Annotated in this window: 19 protein-coding genes; 14 read left to right on the top strand and 5 right to left on the bottom strand. The window is 60.7% G+C overall.

Annotated features, from left to right (window positions below):
- Positions 1-63: 63 nt before the first annotated feature.
- Positions 64-279, bottom strand: a complete 216-nt coding sequence (locus FEZ60_RS06605; protein ID WP_172935767.1) for a hypothetical protein — start codon at positions 277-279, stop codon at positions 64-66.
- On the opposite strand from FEZ60_RS06605, the gene FEZ60_RS06600 reads away from it, so the two are divergent.
- The 4 genes from FEZ60_RS06600 (at position 270) to FEZ60_RS06585 (ending at position 5,355) form a co-directional block, all read left to right on the top strand.
- The gene (locus FEZ60_RS06600; protein ID WP_172935766.1) at positions 270-1,634 is read left to right on the top strand and encodes an 8-oxoguanine deaminase; all 1,365 of its coding nucleotides are present in this window, start codon (positions 270-272) and stop codon (positions 1,632-1,634) included. The two genes, FEZ60_RS06605 and FEZ60_RS06600, sit on opposite strands and share 10 nt — an antisense overlap.
- Before the next feature lie 65 nt (positions 1,635-1,699).
- Positions 1,700-3,070, top strand: a complete 1,371-nt coding sequence (locus FEZ60_RS06595; protein WP_172935765.1) for a solute carrier family 23 protein — start codon at positions 1,700-1,702, stop codon at positions 3,068-3,070.
- A gap of 65 nt (positions 3,071-3,135) precedes the next feature.
- Entirely contained in the window at positions 3,136-4,647 is a 1,512-nt protein-coding gene (ftsW, locus tag FEZ60_RS06590) for a putative lipid II flippase FtsW (RefSeq protein WP_230590114.1), read from the top strand.
- A 75-nt stretch (positions 4,648-4,722) separates the two neighbouring features.
- Positions 4,723-5,355, top strand: coding sequence for a TetR family transcriptional regulator (locus FEZ60_RS06585; protein ID WP_033233996.1), 633 nt, complete (start codon positions 4,723-4,725; stop codon positions 5,353-5,355).
- A 4-nt stretch (positions 5,356-5,359) separates the two neighbouring features.
- On the opposite strand, the gene FEZ60_RS06580 is transcribed toward FEZ60_RS06585, so the two are convergent.
- Complete coding sequence (locus tag FEZ60_RS06580; protein WP_033233997.1) at positions 5,360-6,118, bottom strand: SDR family oxidoreductase; 759 nt, start codon at positions 6,116-6,118, stop codon at positions 5,360-5,362.
- A 123-nt stretch (positions 6,119-6,241) separates the two neighbouring features.
- Between FEZ60_RS06580 and FEZ60_RS06575 the strand changes: the two genes are divergently transcribed.
- Positions 6,242-6,979 carry a VIT family protein gene (locus FEZ60_RS06575; protein ID WP_172935764.1) on the top strand — a complete coding sequence of 246 codons (738 nt, stop codon included), beginning with the start codon at positions 6,242-6,244 and terminating at the stop codon, positions 6,977-6,979.
- A 48-nt stretch (positions 6,980-7,027) separates the two neighbouring features.
- On the opposite strand, the gene FEZ60_RS06570 is transcribed toward FEZ60_RS06575, so the two are convergent.
- The 3 genes from FEZ60_RS06570 to FEZ60_RS06560 all read right to left on the bottom strand — a co-directional run bounded on the left by FEZ60_RS06570 (position 7,028) and on the right by FEZ60_RS06560 (position 10,479).
- A complete protein-coding gene (locus FEZ60_RS06570; protein ID WP_172935763.1) occupies positions 7,028-7,918 on the bottom strand; it encodes a universal stress protein in 891 nt (296 codons plus the stop codon).
- A gap of 49 nt (positions 7,919-7,967) precedes the next feature.
- Positions 7,968-9,503, bottom strand: a complete 1,536-nt coding sequence (locus tag FEZ60_RS06565; protein WP_172935762.1) for a CYTH and CHAD domain-containing protein — start codon at positions 9,501-9,503, stop codon at positions 7,968-7,970.
- A gap of 76 nt (positions 9,504-9,579) precedes the next feature.
- Complete coding sequence (locus FEZ60_RS06560) at positions 9,580-10,479, bottom strand: pseudouridine synthase (protein WP_172935761.1); 900 nt, start codon at positions 10,477-10,479, stop codon at positions 9,580-9,582.
- 197 nt (positions 10,480-10,676) lie between these two features.
- Between FEZ60_RS06560 and FEZ60_RS06555 the strand changes: the two genes are divergently transcribed.
- From FEZ60_RS06555 to FEZ60_RS06515, 9 genes are all read left to right on the top strand, one after another.
- Positions 10,677-11,921 carry an aldolase/citrate lyase family protein gene (locus tag FEZ60_RS06555; RefSeq protein ID WP_172935760.1) on the top strand — a complete coding sequence of 415 codons (1,245 nt, stop codon included), beginning with the start codon at positions 10,677-10,679 and terminating at the stop codon, positions 11,919-11,921.
- Between the two features lie 4 nt (positions 11,922-11,925).
- On the top strand, positions 11,926-12,912 hold the full coding sequence (alc, locus tag FEZ60_RS06550; protein ID WP_141486460.1) for an allantoicase: 987 nt from the start codon (positions 11,926-11,928) through the stop codon (positions 12,910-12,912).
- A gap of 16 nt (positions 12,913-12,928) precedes the next feature.
- Positions 12,929-13,843 carry an allantoinase PuuE gene (puuE, locus tag FEZ60_RS06545; RefSeq protein WP_172935759.1) on the top strand — a complete coding sequence of 305 codons (915 nt, stop codon included), beginning with the start codon at positions 12,929-12,931 and terminating at the stop codon, positions 13,841-13,843.
- 135 nt (positions 13,844-13,978) lie between these two features.
- The gene (locus FEZ60_RS06540) at positions 13,979-14,512 is read left to right on the top strand and encodes a LuxR family transcriptional regulator (protein ID WP_202025767.1); all 534 of its coding nucleotides are present in this window, start codon (positions 13,979-13,981) and stop codon (positions 14,510-14,512) included.
- Between the two features lie 168 nt (positions 14,513-14,680).
- Positions 14,681-14,977 (top strand): alpha/beta fold hydrolase, encoded by a 297-nt coding sequence (locus tag FEZ60_RS32860; protein ID WP_172935757.1) that lies wholly within the window; start codon positions 14,681-14,683, stop codon positions 14,975-14,977.
- On the top strand, positions 14,944-15,528 hold the full coding sequence (locus tag FEZ60_RS32855) for an alpha/beta fold hydrolase (protein WP_172935756.1): 585 nt from the start codon (positions 14,944-14,946) through the stop codon (positions 15,526-15,528). The genes FEZ60_RS32860 and FEZ60_RS32855 overlap by 34 nt, the downstream gene beginning before the upstream one ends.
- Positions 15,529-15,556: 28 nt before the next feature.
- Positions 15,557-15,856, top strand: a complete 300-nt coding sequence (locus tag FEZ60_RS06525) for a DUF6412 domain-containing protein (protein ID WP_033234006.1) — start codon at positions 15,557-15,559, stop codon at positions 15,854-15,856.
- A gap of 115 nt (positions 15,857-15,971) precedes the next feature.
- Complete coding sequence (gene yidC / locus FEZ60_RS06520) at positions 15,972-16,901, top strand: membrane protein insertase YidC (RefSeq protein ID WP_172935755.1); 930 nt, start codon at positions 15,972-15,974, stop codon at positions 16,899-16,901.
- A 49-nt stretch (positions 16,902-16,950) separates the two neighbouring features.
- The gene (locus FEZ60_RS06515; RefSeq protein WP_045068879.1) at positions 16,951-17,826 is read left to right on the top strand and encodes an oxidoreductase; all 876 of its coding nucleotides are present in this window, start codon (positions 16,951-16,953) and stop codon (positions 17,824-17,826) included.
- Positions 17,827-17,894: the final 68 nt, after the last annotated feature.

Here is a 17,894-nt window from a genome sequence, read left to right as displayed (position 1 = left end):
TTTGGGTCGCACCCCAAGTGTCGCATCAGGGTTTTCTGCGTAGGTGAAGGAGTAACGCCGGATTTACACGAGAGCAATGCCGCCGACCAATTCGATCTGGAAACTGTGTGTAGTCGCAGACGCTGATCTGCGGCCGACCCGCCCGCTCAGGTTCTGACGCGGTGACGATCCTGTGGTTCGCAGCCGCAGGAACAGGGTGACGGCCCGCGCAACTGCTGCGCGGTTCGTTGCGCCCTGTCTACGTCCCGAGAGAAGAGCGGTGCGAATCGATGTCGCCACACATTCATGTAGATCTTCTGATCACTCACGCGTATCTGTACATTGACCGCAATACCGAACTGACAGACGGCTGGTTGGCGGTTGTGGACGGACGCGTTCATTCCTTCGGTCCTACTGGATCAGCCGAGCCCAGCGCAGATCGGAAGCTAAATGCCGCAGGACGTTTGGTCACTCCAGGCCTGGTCAACGCGCACCACCACATGTATCAGAACCTCACGAGGTCCTTCGCGCCTGCGGTGAACGGCACTCTGTTCGAGTGGCTGACAACTCTGTATCCCATCTGGTCGAAACTCGAACCGGAAGCAGTACACGCGTCGACTTATGTGGCGATGGCGGAGCTTCTCCTGGGAGGCTGCACGACGTCGATGGATCACATGTACGTCCATCCGAGACCAGAGTTGATCGACGCACAAATTCAGGCGGCCACCCAACTCGGATTCAGGTTCCTTGCAACGCGAGGTTCGATGACCCGCTCTACTGTGGACGGCGGACTTCCTCCGAAATCTGTTGTTCAGGACAAAGATACGATTCTCGCCGACAGCGTGAGACTGATCGAGAAGTATCACGATCCCAATCCAGGTGCGCTGACTCGCGTAGCTCTAGCTCCCTGCTCACCATTTTCGGTGACAGAAGAACTGATGCGTGAGAGCGCAGAACTGGCCGAGGCGTACGACGTCCGGCTGCATAGTCATCTCGCCGAGGACATGGACGAGCATGCGTATTGCCTTCAGACATACGGGTGTACTCCGGTCGAATATCTCGAACGAACAGGATGGGCCGGATCACGTACGTGGGTGGCGCATTTCATCTATCCGAGTTCATCCGAGCAGCTTCGTCTGGCTGCAGCCGGAGTCAGCGCGGTCCAGTGCCCCAGTTCCAACATGATGATCGGTGGTGGCAGTGCCGATGCGTCGTTGTTGCGCGGTATCGGTATGCCGGTCGGACTCGGATGTGATGGATCGGCATCCACTGATCACGGGTCGATGTGGCTCGAATCGCGAACTGCGTTGTTGCTCGGTCGGTTCAGGAATGGGCCGGCATCGATGACTGCGCGCGATGTCCTGGACATGGCAACGCGAGGTAGTGCCACCTGCCTGGGGTGGGATGACGAGATCGGCCACTTGCGCGTCGGCGCCTGCGCGGATCTTGTTGTGTGGGAAGCAGAGCCGTTGGCTTTGGCGGGTGCGCTGACAGATCCGGTCGAAGCCTGGCTTCGGTGTGGACCTGCGCGAGCAGGTACGACGGTCGTCGCAGGCAAGGTCCTGGTCGACGGTGGGCAATTGTGCGATTCGGCTGTGGCCGGCGTTCTACGAACGCACGACACTCATGCACGCCGGATGCAGTCGCTTCTCTGAAACGACAGCTTTTCCTTCACTTTTCAGTCCTCCGCAACGAAACCTGACTTGAATCGAGATCACCCATGTCTTTGTCACATGAAAGTACGGACGGCAACCTGTCAGTCGAGGGTGCCGATCAGAATCTCACGATCGATACCGAACAATCGATTCCCTTGCCGAGGAAGGTCGCTTTAGGCGCGCAGCAGTTGCTCGTCTCGAACGTGTGGCTTGATCCGCTGTTCATCGGTAGTGCAGCAGGTCTCGGAGCTGCCCTGTCCACCAATCTCCTGACGGCGACGCTCCTGGCGGCTGGAGTTGCAACGCTCCTGCAGACCACGAAGCTGGTCAAACTACCTGTGGTGGAGGGGCCGTCGTCGGCTTTCTCTCCGTTGGCGATCGCATATGCGAAGGCGGGTTCCCTCGCTGCCGCGGGTACCGGTTTGTTGATCGGCGCCGCAATTGTTCTGTTGGCTGCTGCCACAGGCGTTCTCGGGAAGATTCGCAGAGTATTGAGTTCTGCTGTCACGGGGACAATCATTCTGCTGGTGGGGCTGTCGTTGGCCGGGTTCACTATCCAGGAATTCTTCGGTATGCCGGGCACCGAGAACTTTGCTACGCCCTCGACGATTCTCATCGCAACTGTGACTACCGCTGTTGTTGTTCTCGGCGGAATGTTTACCGGTAAATTTCGCTCATTCTGCTTTCTGATCGCACTTGTCGTGGGAAACCTCCTCGCGTTCGCGTTCGGGCGTCTCGACTTCTCCGGCGTGTCGGCGGCACCGTGGCTTCGATTCCCGACGCTACTGCCGTACGGATCGTTGACCTTTGATCTCGGCATCACCGTGACCATGTGCATCGTCTTCTTCGTGGCCGTCGTCGAGGCGATAGGGATCTACGAAGCAACAGCGCGTCTGACGCGACTCCCTCTGACGGAGCGACAGATCAACGCGGGTGTGGCGGGCGAGGCAGGAGGCTCGATGTTGTCGGCTCTGTTCGGCGGGTTCGGTACGACCGCGTACGCCCAGAATCTTGGTGTCGTTCGGATTACCGGCATCGGAAGCAGATTTGTGGTCCGTGTTGCCGCGTTGATGATGATCGCACTCGCGATGTTTCCCAAAGTCGCGGCAGTTCTGGTCACGACGCCGGCGCCGGTCATCGGTGGACTCTTCCTACCCGCGGCCGCGACGGTCGTCATTACCGGGGCGCAGGCAGCGTTTCGTGATCGTGGTAACTCGACGCACAATCTGATTGCCCCGCTCGCGCTGATGGCAGGACTCGGAGTGCCGGCGCTCACCGGGTCGCTTGTCGGGGTGTGGCCGGAACTCGTAGTGCAGTTAGCGACTCAGGGCATCGTTGTCGGCGCCGTCGTTGCAATCGTGCTCGAGTGTCTCTTTGTCGTCATTCCGAATGCGCTAGCTCGACGAGGTAACCGGAAAAGTAAGAGCACACTGTGATAACGGTGTGGCCTGTGAGACCAGTGTTACCCACGAGTTAGAAGTCGTGGGACGATACTGGTGTGGTGACCGATCGGAGCGATGGCAAAGGGAAGCGTCGTGGGAGCAGCGAATCAGCTAACTCGCGCAGCTCCTCGGATAAAGCTGGCCGCGAGTCGATGAAGTTCCGCGCCCGCGCCACGACGTGGACCAGTCGGCCGTTGTCCGACTTCCACATGATCGTCGGCTTGGTCGTCCTGATCGTGGCTTTCGGTTTGCTGATGGTGCTGTCGTCGTCGAGCGTCGAATCGTATGTCCTGTCCGGTACGTCGTACGCGCGGTTCTGGCCGCAGTGCATGTTTGCCGCCATCGGTCTGGTCCTGTTTGTGGCCGTCGTGCGAGTTCCGACCGAGCTGATGCGCAAATATTCGCCCTGGCTTCTGATCTTCTGCCTGATACTGCTTGTGCTGGTCCTTATTCCGGGAATCGGTTCGGAGCAAATGGGTGCGCGTAGCTGGTTTGTTGTCGCTGGAATTTCATTCCAGCCGTCGGAACTTGCGAAGCTGGCCCTTGCAATTTGGTCGGCAGCGACGGTGGCGTCGTTCCTCAACGCACGTATCGACGTCAACCGGGCTCTGCCGGTCATCGGTGGCACGACGCTTCTCGTCCTGATTCTTGTCGTGTTGGAGAAGGACCTCGGCACCACGATCACCATCGGCATCATCTTCATGTCGGTGCTGTGGTTCGGGCTGTTCCGGTTGCGAACGTTTGTCATGTTGACCGTGGGGTCCGGGGTGGCGTTCCTTGTCCTAGCGCTTACTGCCGGCTACCGCTCGGATCGAATCAAGGCCTATCTCAATCCGGACCTGGATCCGCAGGGACTGAATTTTCAGAGCACTCAGGCAAAATATGCGTTGGCGAACGGCGGTATCTTCGGTCGTGGACTCGGGCAGTCCGACGCGAAGTGGAGTTATCTTCCGCAGGCACACAACGACTTCATCTTCGCGGTTATCGGGGAAGAACTCGGCCTGATCGGTGCGCTCATCGTGGTGGCGCTCTTTGCTGCTGTCCTCGTTGTCGGGCTGAGGATCGCCAAGCGGTCCACAGATCCCTTCCTCAAGGTCATGACGGCAACTGCGACGACGTTGATCGTGATGCAGGCCTTCATCAACATCGCGTACGTGGTCGGGCTCATTCCCGTCACCGGGTTGCAGCTGCCGCTCATTTCGGCCGGCGGTACGTCGATGATCACGACACTGCTGATGTTCGGGCTGATCGCGCACGCTGCGTTCCGTGAGCCGGAGGCGGTCGCGTCGCTCGAAAGCGCAAGCCGTGGCTGGGTGCCCTTCGTGTTCGGCAAACCTCGATTCGGTGAAGCCAAGAAGCCGAAGAAGGCGCCGCAGGGTCGAGTGCGCGAACGCCCGCAGCAGCAACGTCGCGGAGAGCAAGCGCGCCGATCCCCACAGCAAGAACGCAGGCGGCCGGCGCAGCCGGAACCACGCCGGAGCAGTCAACCCGATCGACGACGTTCCGTCCGACGTGACGGCGACGACGACCGTCAGTATCGCGGCGGCACCCGTCCCCGGCGCGCTTCCTGATTACCGTCGGGCGTCGAGATCCCCGGTAGGCGACTACATTGGAATCTGAAATCGGCGTCGGAGAAGGTTGTGGGCATGGCAGGTGGCGATAAGCTGGATCAGTCTGTGGTGGAACGAAGCTCGGTGATCGGGCGTCGTACGACGCCGTCGCAGAGAGCACGTTTCCATCGGATTGTCGACGCTGCAATGGAATCCGCGTCCGAGGGTGGGTACGATGCGGTCCAGATGAGGTCGGTTGCCGAGCGGGCCGGCGTGGCGATCGGGACGGTGTATCGGTACTTCCCGTCGAAGAATCACATGCTGGTCGTGGCGTTGGTATGGATGTTCGAGGGTCTGCGCGACAGGTTCCACGACTACGAAATCCCGGGGGAAACTCCGTCGGATCGAATTCTGTTCGTGTTGAGGAAGAACACGGAAATCCTCGAGACCGATCATCCTCGTTACGAGGCGCTGGTTCGCGCGTACATGTTTGCGGACGCGTCGGCGACCCCGGAACTCAACGCACTGGGTGACGTCGTGACGGAGATGTTCGCGAAGTCGATCGGTGTCGAGGAGATTTCCGAGCAACAGATGGATGCGGTGAAGGTCATCAACGACGTCTGGATGTCTTCTCTCGTGTCGTGGGTCGCCGGCCGGATGACCAGCGATCAGGTGATGGCGCACTTGGAACTTGCCGTGCGCTTGGTGTTTCGTAAGTTGGGCGGGTAGTCCGTCAGACGGAGTATCCGCCGTCGACGTTGAGTTTCTGGCCGCTGATGAAACCGGCGGCATCGCTCGCGAGGAAATGTACGGCTTCGGCGATGTCGGTCGCGGACCCGAATCGCTTCAGCGGAATTCGACTCATGGTGATGTCGAGAGCGGCTGGATCGAGATCGGCTGACGCGATGAGTCTTTCGGCCATGCCGTCGGTCAGCATGCCGGGGCCGACGGCGTTGAAGCGAACGCCGTAGCGCCCTTCTTCGGCGGCAAAGCCGCGGACCAGTTGTTCCACAGCGCCTTTGGTACCAGCCGAGAGCCCGTCGCGGACCGGGAAGCGGTCGGTTGCTGCTGTGGTGACTGCCACGACGGATCCCGACGATGCGCGCAGCGCCGGTAAGGCCGTGTGTACAAGGGTAAAGAATGCTGCGGCTTCTTGATTCAACTGCTCGGCGAACGTGGTGGGGGAGACTCGCGACAGGTGGGTCATCGGAACGTGTGGTCCCGCTGCGTGCACAAGAGTTGTCAATGATCCGAGGTCGTCGATCGCGGACCGCGCCGCCGCGGCAATGGACGATTCGCTATCGAGATCCATCGGGTAGGAAAGTGCGCGGACTCCGAGTGATCGGATTTCTGTGCACAGCTGTTCGGCGGCATCCGCATTACTGCGATAGGTGAAGGCGACGTCGTGTCCGCGGGCGGCGAGTGTGCGGGCGATTGCAGAGCCGATACCGCCGGTTCCGCCGCTGATCAAAACGGTGCGCACTGCATTCATGGTTGTCTCCCGGGTTCCGCGGTTGATGGTCTTCGCATTCAACCTAGCAAGTGCTTGGTTGGCGCGGGTAGGACAGGCTCAGATTGCTATCGCAGACGGGAGCGGAACCCTAATCTCAGTGTTATGTCCGATAGCGTGCAGGTGGCCGGAGAAGTGCCGAGTGACGGATCCGAACCGCAGATCCCCAGCCTCAACAACCGTTTGAACTGGCTTCGCGCCGGGGTTCTCGGAGCAAACGACGGCATCGTGTCCACTGCGGGATTGGTGATCGGTGTCGCAGCCGCGACAACCGAACGTTCCGCGATCTTCACCGCAGGCTTTGCGGGCTTGGTCGCCGGAGCGGTGTCGATGGCTCTCGGTGAATACGTCTCTGTCAGCGCGCAACGCGACACCGAGCGCGCGCTGCTGAAGAAAGAGAAACGAGAACTGCAGGAAATGCCCGAGCAGGAGTTCGCGGAACTTGTCTCGAACTACGAGGCAAAGGGTTTGAGCACCGAGACCGCCACCAAGGTAGCCGAGGAACTCACCGCACACGACGCATTCGCGGCGCACGTCGAAGTCGAGTTGAAGATTGATCCGAACGACCTGACGAACCCCTGGCATGCAGCAATCTCGTCGGCGGTGTCCTTCACCATTGGTGCAGCCATTCCGTTGATCGCGATTCTCTTGCCGCCAACGGGAACCCGGGTTCCCATAGCGTTTTTCGCGGTGCTTGTCGCGCTGGCGTTGACCGGCACGATCAGCGCGACGCTCGGCGGCGCCCGTAAGACCCGAGCGATCTTGCGGGTGGTTCTCGGCGGCGCTCTGGCGATGGCCGTGACGTACGGCGTCGGCCAGTTGGTGGGTACCGGGCTCGATTGAGCTGTGCGCCTTTGTTAACCGCGGGCGGTTGACAAAGGCGCACAGCAGTCAGGCGCGAGCGACCATCACCGGGCACGGCGCATGGTGCAGCAGGTTCTGGCTCGTCGATCCCATTACTGCGCCGGCCATTGCGCTTCGGCCGTGGCTGCCGACCACCAGAAGTTGGGCGTCGTCGGCGTATTTCAGCATGACCGGGGCCGCTGCGCCGGGTTCGCTGATTCGAGTGACCGGCACGTCAGGGTACTGCTCGGCCATTCCGGCAAGGTTTTCGGCCAACAATGCGGACTCCTCTTGTTCGACGGCTTCCCAGTCGATGAGGATTCCGGCGCCACCTTCACGGAAGGTCGACGCACCTTGCCACGTGTGCACCGCAATGAGGGGTGCTTCGAACTCGTCGGCAAACCAGAAGGCATGCTCGACGGCCTTCTTGCTCAACGGACTTCCGTCGATACCGACCACGACGGGTCTCTGATCAGGCCCGGGGTTTTCGACGGTTCCCCGCCAGACGGTAACCGGGGAGGTTGCATGGTTGGCGACCTTGAGGGCGGTCGATCCGAGTAGACGTGAGCGCAGCGCACCGGCTCCGGTGGAACCCATGACGATCAACCGAGCTGTGCCGGCCGATTCGAGGATATGTGTTGTCGGAGGACCCGGAGCGATGTTGGACTCGATATCCAGCGAAGGGAATTTCTCTGCCACAGCGCTGGACGCCGCCGTGATGATTGCTTCGCCGTCCTCGCGGATCTGATTGAGGAACTGCGACTGCAACATCACGGCGGCGGGGCTGTAGATCGGGCCTTCCTGAGGCAGTGCATGTGCCAGGATCAGCCGTGCATTGACCACCTGAGCAACGGCCGCGGCCCATTTCGCGGCACCGATCGATGCCTCGGAACCGTCGACGCCGACAACGATGTCCTGGTGTCCGGCAAGTGTGTCCATGCTTACTCCCTCAGGTGGTTCGAGATCCGTCAACTGTTCCGATGATGTCTCATCGCCACAGCGTTGCTGATGATTTTGCTGCTTCCTTCCATGTCTTCTCGAGTAGTGCGGCTTGCTCGTCGGCGATGTCGAGTTCGCGTCGGTACACCATTCCCAAGCTGAAACTGGTGAGTGAGGTGTGCTCGTGCTCCGACGCCATTTCCAGCAGATGGTGACCGGCGACAACAGAATCCTGGTGCTCGCCGAGAACATCCTGGAAGTGGTTGAAATGCTTGAGCGCTCGTTTGGCGCGATGCTTGTTCGACGGCTTCATCACTTCGATCGCGTACTTCATTCGCTTGGCGCCCTTGCGTGCTCGATGGATTTTCTCGTCGCGGTCCGCGCGTGACGTCGCTTCGGCGACTTTGTCGACTCGTTTGCCGACCTTGTGCGAGAGATGCTGCAGGGTGTTCGCCAGTTCCTTGGAGGAGATCTTCTTGTCGGTGCGTCGACCGATCGCGTCGAATTCCAGATCGACGACGTACGCGTCGAGGTTCTCGAGCAAGGTCAGATAACGTTCGGAATTCAGTGTGTCGAGTGCAATTCCCTGGGCGGTTTCTGCTCGGGCAGAGAAGTATTCGTCGATCCGGGCCCGTACGGCTTCCTGTTCGGGCATGTCGATTTCGCCGAGGCGGTCGACTAGTCGCTGCCACTGCACCTCGACGTCGCGGGCATCACCGAACTTGCCGCCCAACCACCGTAGGTCGTCGACAAGTGCATCGGTCCGCGGTGACTGTCCGGCGTACGACTGCAGTGCACTGCGAATCCGACGCGCGGCGACGCGAAAGTCGTGAATGGCTTCCTCGCTGCGCCTACGGGTTCCGAGATCCGCGTCGGTGAGTGCGCGGATCTGTTCGATCAGGTAGTTGCGCAGCAGTATCCGAGGGGTGGGTGACTTCGTGGTGGTGGCTTCGGGTGCGGAGTGCGGTGTCACGGAGGTGCCAAGCGCACGTTTCAGCTTGGACGGGCTTTCCGAGCGCTCGAGGCCTGCGCCGAACAGCAGGGTTTCGATGGCATCGGCCAGTGGTTGCCCGCCCGCTCCTTGCTCGACCTCGACTTCTTGCCACGTGGACTCTCCGGATCCGTCTGCTTTGCAGGCAATTACGGTGTCCGAAACAACTTCGGCGAGAAGCGTGCCGTCGGCGTCGTTGAGTCTGGTGCGCTCGCGGTCGGTGATGATCAGGGCGACGGGGACCAGGTCGTTGCCACGAATGATCGCTCGGACCAGCGTTGACAATGCTTCGGGTACGACAGTTCCGTCGTCGGGCGGCAGTTGGATTTCGGTTCGGGCATCACCGGCGCCAGGAAGTTTCATATGCCAGCCGGCGTCGTCGCCACCCTCACGTTTGCGCAGCGTGATCTTCTCGGCGAGCAACCGATAGTCGGCGGTGTCGAAGTACGTTGCGGAGAGTTGGATCGAGTCGTGGACCGGTGCGCCGGCTACCCCGGGCAGGTTGTCCAGTGCCGGAACTTCCTGCTCTGCAGGTGCTTCGTACTTGCGCTCGACTTCCTGGACAGCTCCGGGTACTGCATCGGTCTTGCTCATCTGATCTCCTTGTGCGGTGCGATGTATCTGCGTCCATCCTTGTCGGTAACGATGGCGCAGGGAAGGGCGAGCGCTTTCAGGTTGGCCATGCGAGCGTCAGGCGGCTTTCGAATCGGCGGGTTTCGCCGCTGACGGGGTCGTCGAACTCGAGCACACGGGACAGCAGGCGGAGTGGGTTCGAATAGTCTTCTGCAGCAACGTCGTAAAAATCCGGGTAGAAGTTGTCGCCGTGGATGGGTAGTCCCACCGATGTCATGTGCAGACGGAGTTGGTGCGTCTTGCCGGTATGGGGAATCAGTCGATAGCGCGCAAACTCGCCGTGAGTTTCGATCAGTTCGATACGCGATTCGCTGTTGGGATCGCCGTCGATCTCGCGGGCTTTGAGTACTCCGCGTTCCTTCACGATGCGGCTTCGCACGACGGTAGGCGTCGCGACGTCGGCGTCGTAGCGTGCGATTGCTTCGTATTCCTTGGAGACGAGGCGATCGGCGAACATCGTCTGGTAGCCGCGCCTGGCCTGCTGGTGCACGGTGAAGAGGAGCAGCCCGGCAGTTACGCGATCGAGTCGGTGTGCCGGACTGAGCTCGGGGAGGTCGAGGTCTCGGCGAAGTCGAACCAACGCGGATTCCGCGATGTAGCGTCCGCGCGGAGTGCTGGCCAGAAAATGAGGCTTGTCGACTACGAGGATGTTGTCGTCGCGGTACAGGATGTCGATCTCGAAAGGAACTCGTGCTTCGACGGGCGGGTCGCGGTACAGATAGACGAAGCGGCGAGGCGCAAACGCGGTACTTTCGTCGATTCCGACGCCTTTCTCGTCAACAACCTCGCGGGCGGCAACTTTCTCCCGCAGTCGCACAGCGTCCTGCGGGAACCGCTCGAGTAGATAGTCGAGCGTGGTTTCCCACGTTCCCGTGTCGGGTTGACGGATGCGGCTGGGGTTGAGGCCGTCGCGGACGGGGAGCGGAGATCGAGACACATCTTCGACGGTAGCGCTCTGGCCGGGTATTCGAGCCATCCACGACAGATCGGGTGTGGGTAATCGAGAATCAAGCTTGTGACGTCGAACACCACACAGTGCTGACCTGCGTATTCGGGCGTTGATGTTACGGACAAGCGTGCCGACGTAACCTGAACGAAACTGCGAGCTAACCCACAGTCTGCGACTATTGGTCGATGACCGAGCCTCGCCTTCCCACAGCTGTTCACGACAGATTGGCACAGTTGCTCGACCCCGTCGATTCGAGACTCGCAAGCCAGTACCCCGGCAACCGCGACGAGATTCAACCGGTGCACACCGTGTACGTCAGTGCTGCCGACGCAGGTGTCGATACTCCGCGGTCGTGGGGTGAGCAGGCAATCGAACTGCTTGATGCCCATGTTGATGTTTTTGCCGATCTCGACACCGAGAATGCACTCGACGATGTCCGTGTTCTGTTGGGTCGCACACCCGTCCAGGACTTACGGATCGATTTCGAAGACGGATACGGGCGACGCGAGGACCAGGAAGAGGATGCCGCCGCGCGGAACGCAGGTCGGACCCTGGCAGCGATCAGTGCGGACCCGAACGGTCCGAGCTGGTGCGGCATCAGGTTCAAAGGAATGCCGGCGAGTGAGCGTCGGCGATCCATTCGCACTCTCGAATTGGTTCTGGACGCCGCCGGTGGAGTGCCAGCTGGATTTGTATTCACCGTTCCCAAACTTCGTGCGGTAGAGCAGGTTACCGCGACGGTGCTGTTGTGCGAGGAGTTGGAGAAGGCCCACGGGTTGGCGACGGGATCCCTGCGATTCGAGCTGCAGATCGAAAGTCCGCAGGCTGTGATTGCTGCGGACGGAACCGTCGCAGTTGCGCCGGCTATTCATCGCAGTGAGGGTCGACTGACCGGATTGCACTACGGTACTTACGATTACAGTGCCGCATGCGGAATCGCATCGCGCTTTCAATCGCTCGAGCATCCCGTTGCAGATCATGCCAAGGCGGTGATGCTCGCCGCCGCCGCTCAGACCGGGGTGTGGGTGTGCGACGGTTCCACGCAGATTGCCCCGGTGGGAACGCCGGACATGATTCACGACGCCATCACTCGGCATCATCGGCTTGTCATGCGATCGCTCGAGCGTGGCTACTACCAGGGCTGGGACATGCATCCCGGGCATCTGGTGACGCGATGGCTCGCGACGACAAACTTCTACCGCGGAGCCTTGACCGCCGCAGCGCCGCGAATTCAGGCCTACCTCGATCGTCAGGGTGGGAGTGTGATGGACGAGCCGGCAACAGCGCAGGCATTGGCTGCCGTTGTCCTGCGCGGGCTGGACGCGGGTGCCTTTGCCGAGGCCGGCGTTCTTGCTCTTGCGCCCTCTGCCGATACAGCCTCGCTACGAAGCTTGGTGGGACGAACCACTGTCAACACAGGAGTGAACTGAATCTATGACAACCACTGATTTCACCGCTTATCCGGACTTGGCGTTGCGGACGCTTGGCGGCGCTGTGATCTGGGCGAATGACGAAGCATTTGCCGAGCGTGAAGCGTTGATTCGACCGGGTAAGGCGGGATACCAACCCGCGACATTCGGCCATAAAGGGCAGGTCTACGACGGTTGGGAAACCCGTCGACGTCGCGTCGCCGGCCACGACGAAGCGATTGTCCGACTCGGTGTTCCGGGCGTCGTCCACGGCGTTGTGGTTGATACTGCGTGGTTCAAGGGCAATTACCCGCCCGAGATTTCGGTGGAAGCGATCAGTGTCGACGGGTATCCGGATCCGGCAGAGTTGGCGCTCTCGGCGCAGTGGCAGACGATTGTCGAGCGCGCCGCAGTCTCTGGTGACTCGGAGAATCCGTTCGACGTGAGCTCGGATCAGCGCTGGACCCACGTCAAGCTCACCATCTACCCGGACGGCGGCGTTGCCCGCTTCCGTGTGCACGGTGAAGCACGCCCGGACCCACGGTTCCTCGATGCCGGGCCGCTCGATCTTGCAGCGCTCGAGAACGGTGGACGAGTAACCGACTGTTCCAACATGTTCTACAGCTCGCCGCAGAACATTCTGTTCCCCGGTCGAGCAGCATCGATGGGTGACGGCTGGGAGACTGCGCGTCGCCGCGACGACGGAAACGATTGGGTGCAAGTGCAACTCGCCGGCGAAGGTTCGCTGAGTTTTGTCGAGATCGACACGTCGTACTTCCTCGGCAACGCTCCAGGCGCCGGCGCGCTAACTGGACGCACGCCGAGCGGCGAATGGATCGAATTGTTGCCGCGCACCACGTTCCGGCCGGATACGCGTCATCGCTTCCTGATCGAGAGCGACGTCCCGGTAACCGATGTACGGTTGGATGTCTTCCCGGACGGCGGGCTCGCTCGACTGCGTGTTTTCGGAACTCTGACACCGGCAGCTCGAGCTGTGCTCGACGGGCAATGACGGTAAAGTTGTTGCCATGAACAACTATCCGCGTGACATGGTGGGGTACGGCAAGAATCCTCCCCACCCGCAATGGCCAGGCGACGCGCGGATTGCGGTCCAGTTCGTGCTCAACTACGAAGAGGGCGGCGAGCGTAACGTCCTCGACGGTGATGACGTTTCGGAGACGTTTCTGTCGGAAATGACTCCGGCAGAGGCATTTCCGAACCGCCACATGAGCATGGAATCGCTGTACGAGTACGGATCTCGCGCCGGATTGTGGCGAGTTCTCGGGATCTTCGAGCGACGCAATCTCCCGCTGACAATTTTTGCGGTGGCGCGTGCCATGCAGCGTAACCCTGAGGCGGTCAGCGCTTTTGGTGAACTCGGTCACGAGATAGCGTGCCACGGACTGCGGTGGTTGTCATATCAGTCGGCGGACGTCGAGCGTGAGCGCGCGGATATGGCCGAAGCCGTCGACATCCTGCGGGATCTGACGGGGTCCGCCCCGCTCGGGTGGTACACCGGACGCGATTCACCGAACACCCGTGAGCTGGTTGTAGAGCATGGCGGATTTGTCTACGACTCGGATTCGTACGCCGACGACCTGCCGTATTGGGTCAACGTGCCTCGAGGCGAGGAGTCGGTGAAGCATCTGGTGGTTCCGTACACACTCGACACCAATGACATGCGGTTCGCCTCTCCGGCCGGATTTCCCAGTGGAGATCAGTTTTTTGCGCATCTGCGTGACGCCTTCGACGTGCTGTACTCCGAGGGGACCGCCGGGGCACCGAAAATGCTGTCGGTCGGATTGCACTGCCGCATAGTCGGCCGCCCCGCCCGGGCTGCGGCCCTCGAGCGATTCCTCGACCACGTGCAGTCACATGAGAAGGTGTGGATCACGCGTCGGATCGATATTGCTGAGCACTGGAAGGCTGTACATCCCGCCTAGGGAGGGCGTCCTGCGCAGCTAGAGTTCGTACGGCGCCAGGCATTTGGGTTTCTCGGGCTCGTGGCGTGGCTTCGGAATGATTTCGCGCACGCGACTGACTATTCGAGACGTAGTCTACGAACTGACAATTCTTCGATGAACGCCGCTTGGCGTGTTGAATCGTTGGCCTGGACTGCTGCAGCGCAACGTGATTGGAAGCATGCAGCGGTTCTGCTTGGCGCCGCGGCGATGTACTGGCAGAAGATCGGGCGGCCGCTCTCCGGACTCTCGAGGTTGTCGGGTCACCGCGACAAGGCGATGAAGAGTGCTCGAAAGGCTCTGGGGGAGAGTGCTTTCGACAGGGAGTTTCACAGAGGGGTTGTGATGTCCGAAATGGAAGCCGTTGCGTATGCACTCGACGAGCGTCGCAGTGCCCAGGCTGCATCGTCGAGCGAGGCAATTCGACTCACACGCCGCGAGCAGCAAGTTGCGGAACTCGTGGCTCAGGGCCTCACGAACCGCGCTATCGCAGAGCGCCTCTTCATCTCGGTGCGCACCGCTCAGGGGCACGTGGAGCATGTGCTGACAAAACTGGGATTCAATTCCCGGGCGCAGATCGCGGCGTGGGCAGTTTCTCACGCACACGAAGAGGAATCGCAAGGCGCTGCGCGATCCATAGATCGGCCGTGAGGGCTTCTACTGCAAAACGCCAGGTCGTCACCGCAGTGCCCGAAATGCAGGTACAAATCCAGGTACCGATCCAGGTAGTTCGGCCGTCGCTCAAACGTCGGATGCACGGCAGTGTCGAGGTCGACCGAGTGCCAACCGCACTTTCCGACCGAGAAACCGGATCCGATCATGCCCGTCAACACCGCCGACCCCGATGCGTCCACCGAATGGGACACAGCCGTGGTCGACTCGCGAAGCGTGGACTTCGCGGCAGGCGGGGACGGCGAGTTGGTTGTTTTTCTGCATGGGTGGGGCTTGTCGCCGCGTGCGTATCGCTCGTCGCTTGCATCGCTGGTCAATAGGGGTTTTCGCGTGATCGCGCCCACACTTCCCGGGCTCGGCGGCAGCGCAGAACTCGAGCCGAGCGATCGCACTTTTGACGGCTACGCGAAGTGGGTGGGTCGATTCTCGACGCGATCGGGGTGAACAGTCCGGTAACCGTTGTGGGACATTCGTTCGGTGGTGGAGTGGCGGCAGCGGTGGCACATGATCGCCCGACCCTGGTTTCCCAGCTGGTGTTGGTGAACTCGGTCGGTGGTGGTGCGTGGTCACATTCGTCCGGGCGCGAGTACCCGATCCGTCAGCGACCGCTGTTGAATTGGTGCGGCTCGGCGATAGCTGAAGCCATTGCGACCTTCCCGGCCCGTGGACCTATGCAGTTGCTTCTGGACGAGGTAGTTCCCAATGCGGTCCGCAATGCCGGTTCGCTGTGGCGCACGGCGAACCTGGCCAGGAACGCCGATCTCATCGCACTGTTCGAAACGATGGCAGAACGTGCGATGCCGGTGTCGATGCTGTGGAGCGTCGGCGATCAGGTGATCCCACGCGCAAGCTTCGACGCGATTCGTGCCGCCCTCGTAGATCCTCGAGTTCACGAAGTTCGTGGCAACCACAACTGGCTGATCGACGACGCCGAACTGTTCGGACAGTTATTGACGCACGTGCTTTCCGATTCGGCCACAGAACTCGTCGGTTGACCGCCAACTACCGTGTATCTTCGAATCCATGAACAGGCAGGGAACGGCGACGCGATCGTTGTTGCTGCTTCTGCTGCCGTTCATCGCGATGCTCGCTACTCCACCGCTCGGTTCATCGGGCAGTGCCGCGGTTCTGGGAACCGCGATTGCTGTGTTTGTTGTTGCCGCATTGGCGACGTCGCCCCGCAGCGAGCTTCTGCAACTGTTTGCGCGCTCGTCGAGTGGGCCGGCCCGTGACGAGCGTTGTCTGCGTGGGTCTTTCCGCAGGCAGAGCAGCCCGGACGCCCCTGGTCGTCCACAGCCCCGAGCTCCGGGAATCGGTCTGTAGTCTGACGCTGCGCGGGTGAGAAACCCGTCGTAGGTCGGTCAGCGAAGCTCAGCCCACGACCATTCCCCGCGCTCGCATTCTGCTCGAGCGTGCCTCTTGGTGAGGTTCATTCATCATGCTTGATTTCATCTATTACCCCGTATCCGGAATCTTGTGGTTCTGGCACAAGGTTTTCTCCCTGGTTTCGGGAGCACCCGACAGCGGTGTCGTCTGGGCACTGTCCGTGGTGTTTCTCGTCTTCACGCTCCGAGCGATTCTTTTCAAACCGTTTGTCAAACAGGTCCGCACGCAGTTGGTGATGCAGAAATTACAACCGCAGATCAAGGCATTGCAGAAGAAGTACGCCGGCGACAATCAGAAGCTTGCCGCGGAGATGGCAAAGCTCCAGAAAGAACACGACTACAGCCCGCTGCTCGGATGTTTGCCGATGCTCATTCAGGCACCGGTCTTCATCGGCTTGTATCACGTTCTGCGGTCGTTCAATCGGACGGGAGCGGCTACCCACGTCCCGTTCCTCAGCCCTACCGAACCCATGTCCATCGCCGACAACGCGAACACTGCCAACTACTTTTTCAGTGCCTCGGATGTGCAGTCGTTTCTCGATGCGAAGCTGTTCGGGGCGCCGCTGTCGGCGATGATTTCGAGTCCGGCCGCGCAATTGGAGGCGTTTGGCGATGTGACCCGGCTGTCCATAGTTCTGGTCGCAGTTCCGCTGATGATCTTTGCCGCGGTGGCGACGCACTTCACGTCGCGGGCATCCATCGCGAGGCAGGTGGACACCGGGACCGTCAACCCGCAAACGGCGATCATGAACAAACTCGCGTTGTGGGTGTTTCCGGTCGGAGTGGTTGCCTTCGGTGCGTTTGTGCCGGTCGCGATCCTGATCTATTTTGTGAGCAACAACTGCTGGACATTCGCGCAACAGCATTTTGTGTACGGCCGGATTGCGGCGGAGCAGCGCGAGGCAGATGTGCAAATTCCGCCAGGTGCGTCCACAGCGCCTGCTCCTGGTGCCAAACCGACCAAGGCAAAACGGAAATCGTGACGACAATCAGCACTCCCTACCGGCTGGTAACACACGTACGCTGGATTTCATGACCAAGTGGACTGCAGAAGACGTTGTCGATCAGACCGGCCGCACGTTTGTGGTGACCGGGGCCAACAGTGGGTTGGGGGAGGTAGTTGCACGAGCATTGGGCAAAGCGGGCGCAACCGTCGTACTTGCGTGCCGCGACACATCGAAGGCTGAACCCATTGCGGCGGAGATCGGTTCCAACGCAGTGGTACGGCAACTCGATCTTGCGGATCTGGCGTCGGTGCGGGCATTTGCCGACGCCACCGACGCCGTCGACGTTCTGGTAAACAACGCCGGTGTCATGGCGATACCCTTCCGCCGGACGGTCGACGGTTTCGAAATGCAGATCGGCACAAACCATCTGGGGCATTTTGCGCTCACCGGCTTGCTGAAGGACAAGCTGACGGATCGTGTCGTGACGATGTCGAGCGCACTGCACCAACTGGGAACCGTCGATCTCGATGATCTCAACTTCGAGCATCGCAAATACAACCGGTGGCTGGCGTACGGGCAGTCCAAACTCGCCAATCTGCTGTTCACGTACGAACTTCAACGCAAACTGGCTGCGTCGGGTTCGCCGCTCAAGGCATTGGCGTCGCATCCGGGGTATGCGTCGACAAACCTGCAGGGCCACACCGAGTCCGTCTTCGACAAGCTCATGGGCATCGGCAACCGGATCATCGCGCAGTCTGCGGAGATGGGCGCATTGCCGGAGCTGTATGCGGCAACCGTTCCTGATGCATTCGGCGGCAGCTATATCGGCCCGGACGGTCCGTTCGAGCAGCGTGGATACCCGAAAGTGGTTGGCTCGAACAAGAAATCGCACGATACCGAGACCGCAGCGGGCCTGTGGACGCTTTCCGAAAAGTTGACCGGAGTGTCGTTCGGACTGTGACGCCGATGGCCGCGAACCCCAGTGGGATTCGCGGCCATCGCAGCAGTTGCACTGTTACAGCAGTTCCG

It is taken from the genome of Rhodococcus sp. MS16 (genome assembly GCF_013277795.1).
Taxonomy (GTDB): Bacteria; Actinomycetota; Actinomycetes; order Mycobacteriales; family Mycobacteriaceae; genus Rhodococcus_F; species Rhodococcus_F globerula.
The sequence above is the reverse complement of the archived record's forward strand: the minus strand, read 5'-3'. Positions and strand labels throughout refer to the sequence as shown.